Origin of the sequence: Saccharomonospora iraqiensis subsp. iraqiensis, assembly GCF_000430445.1 — a bacterium.
GTDB classification, from domain to species: Bacteria; Actinomycetota; Actinomycetes; order Mycobacteriales; family Pseudonocardiaceae; genus Saccharomonospora; species Saccharomonospora iraqiensis.
In genome coordinates this window covers 82,140-85,068 of record NZ_KE387062.1, presented here as the reverse complement: position 1 = coordinate 85,068, position 2,929 = coordinate 82,140, and the positions used below count along the sequence as shown (strand labels likewise).

The following is a 2,929-nucleotide window of genomic DNA, read 5'->3' as shown; positions in this document are numbered from 1 at the left end:
CAGGGCTACGCGGTCGGCCGCTGACGCCCGCCCGCCGCATTCCGTGGCCGGGCCGGCGGGCGTCGGCCCTCAGAAGTCCGTCGTCGAGGGCGGTGCGTGGTCGATCTGTTCGTCGCGGATCTCCACGAACACGTCCCGCACCCGGTCCGGGTCCTCCCCGAACACGTCGAGCACGATCACGCGGTCGTAGAGCGCGTAGGCGGTGCGGTAGAAGCTGTTGCCGTCGTCGGGGGAGGCGTAGGCCGGCACGCCCTGCAGGGACAACTCGCGGGAGTGCGGGATACTGCCGTTGACCTGGGTCTTCCCGTATTCCTCGACCATGGACACCGCTTCGGCCTGGTCGCCCACCTCGATGGCGTACAGGCCGATCGTGACCTCCTCGTCCACGATCGTGGTCCGGAGCAGGCCCTTGCCCAGGTCGGTCTCCAGCAGCGTCTCGGCGAACGACCTCGGGAGGACCTCGCGGTCCAGCATCGTCTCCCGGTCGAACTCGCCACCGCCGTCGCGGGTTTCCCCGGGCAGGTCGATGAGGGCCGAGGGGTTGTCGGTCGGCGTCTGCTTCGCGGGCGGTGGGCTCGGCAGCGGCGAGCTCGTCGGCGAGGGCGGCGGGGCGCTGGAGATCTGGTTCATCCGTCCGGGCTCCCCGGCCAGGCCGCCTCCCTCGTCCGGGTCGTCCCCGGAGCCGCTCAGCAGCCACACCACGAGGCCGCCCCCGGCCAGCAGCACCACCGCGAGCACGGCCAACGCGATCCGCCTGCCCGCCCCCGGCGAGGCGGGCTCGTCGAACGCGCCGGGACCCTGGCTGGGTGTCCGTGGCGTCAGCGGCGGGAAGGACTCACCGCCCCACGGCGGGGCCGGATCCTCCGGGGCGGCATTCCACGGTCGCTGCTGCGGGCCGGCGAACCCGGCGGGTGGGGAGGCGGGGTGCTGCGCGGGTTGCCCCGGGGGAACCGGCTGTCCCGGTTGTCCCGCCGGTGGCTGAGGTGCGGACTGCTGCGGGAATCCGCCCGCGGGGGAGCCGGGCTGTCCCGGCGCTGCCGCCGGGTGCGGGTGGGCCGTGGGGTCGGCGGGCGAGACGACCTGGGTCGCCTCCGGACGGCCCGGCTGTGCCTGCTCCTCCCGGGGTCCGTGCTGCGCACCTGGTTGTTGTGCCTGCTGTGCCGGTTGTTGCTGTGCCGGTTGGTGTTGTGCCGGTTGGTGCTGTGCGGGCGGACCCTGCTGCGGTTGGCTCGACGGGGACTGACCGGCCTGCGGTTGGCCGGACTCCGGGGGTTGGCCGGGCTGCGGTTGGCCGGGTTGGGGCTGGCTGGGCTGGGGCTGGCTCGGTTGCCCGCCCGCGACCGGTGCGACCACCTGGGTCGAGTCCGCCTCGCCCGGTGCTTGCTGGGGTTCCTGGGGTGAGCTGACCGCCGAGGACAGGATCTGGTCGCGGCGGGCGCGGTACTCGTCCGCGGAAAGGTTGCCGGACGCCAGGTTCTCGTCCAGCTTGCGTAGGTCCTCCTGCCAGGTCACCCCCGGCCCCCCTTCGGGCAGTCTCGTGTCACCGACGTCGGTGGACGTCCTCGCCTGGTCGCGGCCCGCCACCGCATCCGGCAGGGACCACGCCCAGGTAACTTACTGCGTGGTCGCGGGCCCGCTGTAGTCAGATCGGATGTCACCCGAGGTCGACATCGGGTCGTTATCTCGGGTGTCGTGCCAGCGTGGCGGCGAGGGTGTCCAGGGCGGAGTCCCGGAGCAGCGCGCTTCCGCCGCCCGCGATGATGCGTTCGACGAACTGCACGACGACGACGTCACGATCGGCCAACAGTTCCGCGATCTCCCGTCCGGAGGACAGGGCGAGCGTGTTGTGGTGCACCACCCGCAGGTCGCGCACGGTCGCGGCCAGATACGGCGTGGCGAACTGCGTGAACGAGTCGGCGAGGACGCCGACGGGGCGTCGCACGGTCCCCTCGGCCGCCGGTCCGGTCTGTTCCAGGTGCAGGGGCTTGCGGAAGTTGCTGCCGACGTAGTCGGTGCGGTCCGCTCCGCCGTCGGGCGCGAGGGAGAACGCGTCCAGCCCGCGGTCCAGATGTTTCCCGTGCAACCGGGGCACATCGGCCACCCACGGCCTGCGTCCGTTCCGCTCGACCTCCCACGACTCCGTGCTGCCCGGTGCGAGGCGCTCGGCGAGTGCGTAGGTCATGGTCAGCCCGCCCGCGAACGTCCAGTGGCTGTCCAGCGGCCCGTACACCGGCGCCCCGAGGCGTTCGTCCGCGTGGTGCAGTGCGGGGCGGAGATCGATCGCCCCGGTCGCGGCGGGCACCCGCTCCCAGAACTCCCGTGTGCGGGCCTCGGTGCACTCCTTGCCGAGGTAGTCGTCCGGCAGGTGCTCCGGGGCCATGGTGGTCTTGTCCGGCGCGAAGACCAGTTCGAACTGTCTGCCCGAGGACTCGACGACCCGGCGCAGCCGGTCCAGCCGCCGGATGACCTCGTCGACGTCGTGCACCGGGAAGCACTTGTGTGTCATGTCGTCGCCGAGGTAGTACCAGCCGTCCGTGCCGAGGACCGCGCGCGGGAAGTGCTCCTTCGGCACCTCGGGGGTCCGATCGGCACCGTCGTCCGGTGGGGCGTCCGGAGGTTCCAACCCCACGGGCCCCTCCCGGCCGCCCGTGTCCGCCCCCGCACCGGGTGGATCCCCGAAGACGCCGGTGCTCACGGCCTCCGCGGCGCGCACCCCGGCCTCGCGCAGCGGCAGGTGATCGGTCGCCCAGGCCGGCAACCCGGTGAAGAACTCCCACCCGTCGCCCGGGCCGGGGAACTCGGCGAGCTGCCGGTTCTCGAACTCCGCGGGACGCACCCCGAGCACGAACGCCAGTGCCGGGGCGAGGAAGAAGACGACGGCACACACGAGCGCCCCGCGTTGGCCGCGGCTGTGCCGGGGGCGGTAGAG

At 72.9% G+C, this 2,929-nt stretch carries 3 protein-coding genes; 1 reads left to right on the top strand and 2 read right to left on the bottom strand.

Annotation, left to right across the window (positions count from 1 at the left end; all coding sequences use genetic code 11):
* Positions 1-69 precede the first annotated feature (69 nt).
* Positions 70-744, bottom strand: coding sequence for a hypothetical protein (locus ACTIR_RS27420; protein ID WP_233345834.1), 675 nt, complete (start codon positions 742-744; stop codon positions 70-72).
* Positions 745-924: 180 nt separating this feature from the next.
* On the opposite strand from ACTIR_RS27420, the gene ACTIR_RS27415 reads away from it, so the two are divergent.
* Complete coding sequence (locus ACTIR_RS27415; RefSeq protein WP_233345833.1) at positions 925-1,401, top strand: hypothetical protein; 477 nt, start codon at positions 925-927, stop codon at positions 1,399-1,401.
* 277 nt (positions 1,402-1,678) lie between these two features.
* Here ACTIR_RS27415 and ACTIR_RS0105520 read toward each other — a convergent pair.
* On the bottom strand, positions 1,679-2,929 hold a 1,251-nt coding region (locus tag ACTIR_RS0105520), incomplete at its 5' end, for an alginate O-acetyltransferase AlgX-related protein (protein WP_026453523.1).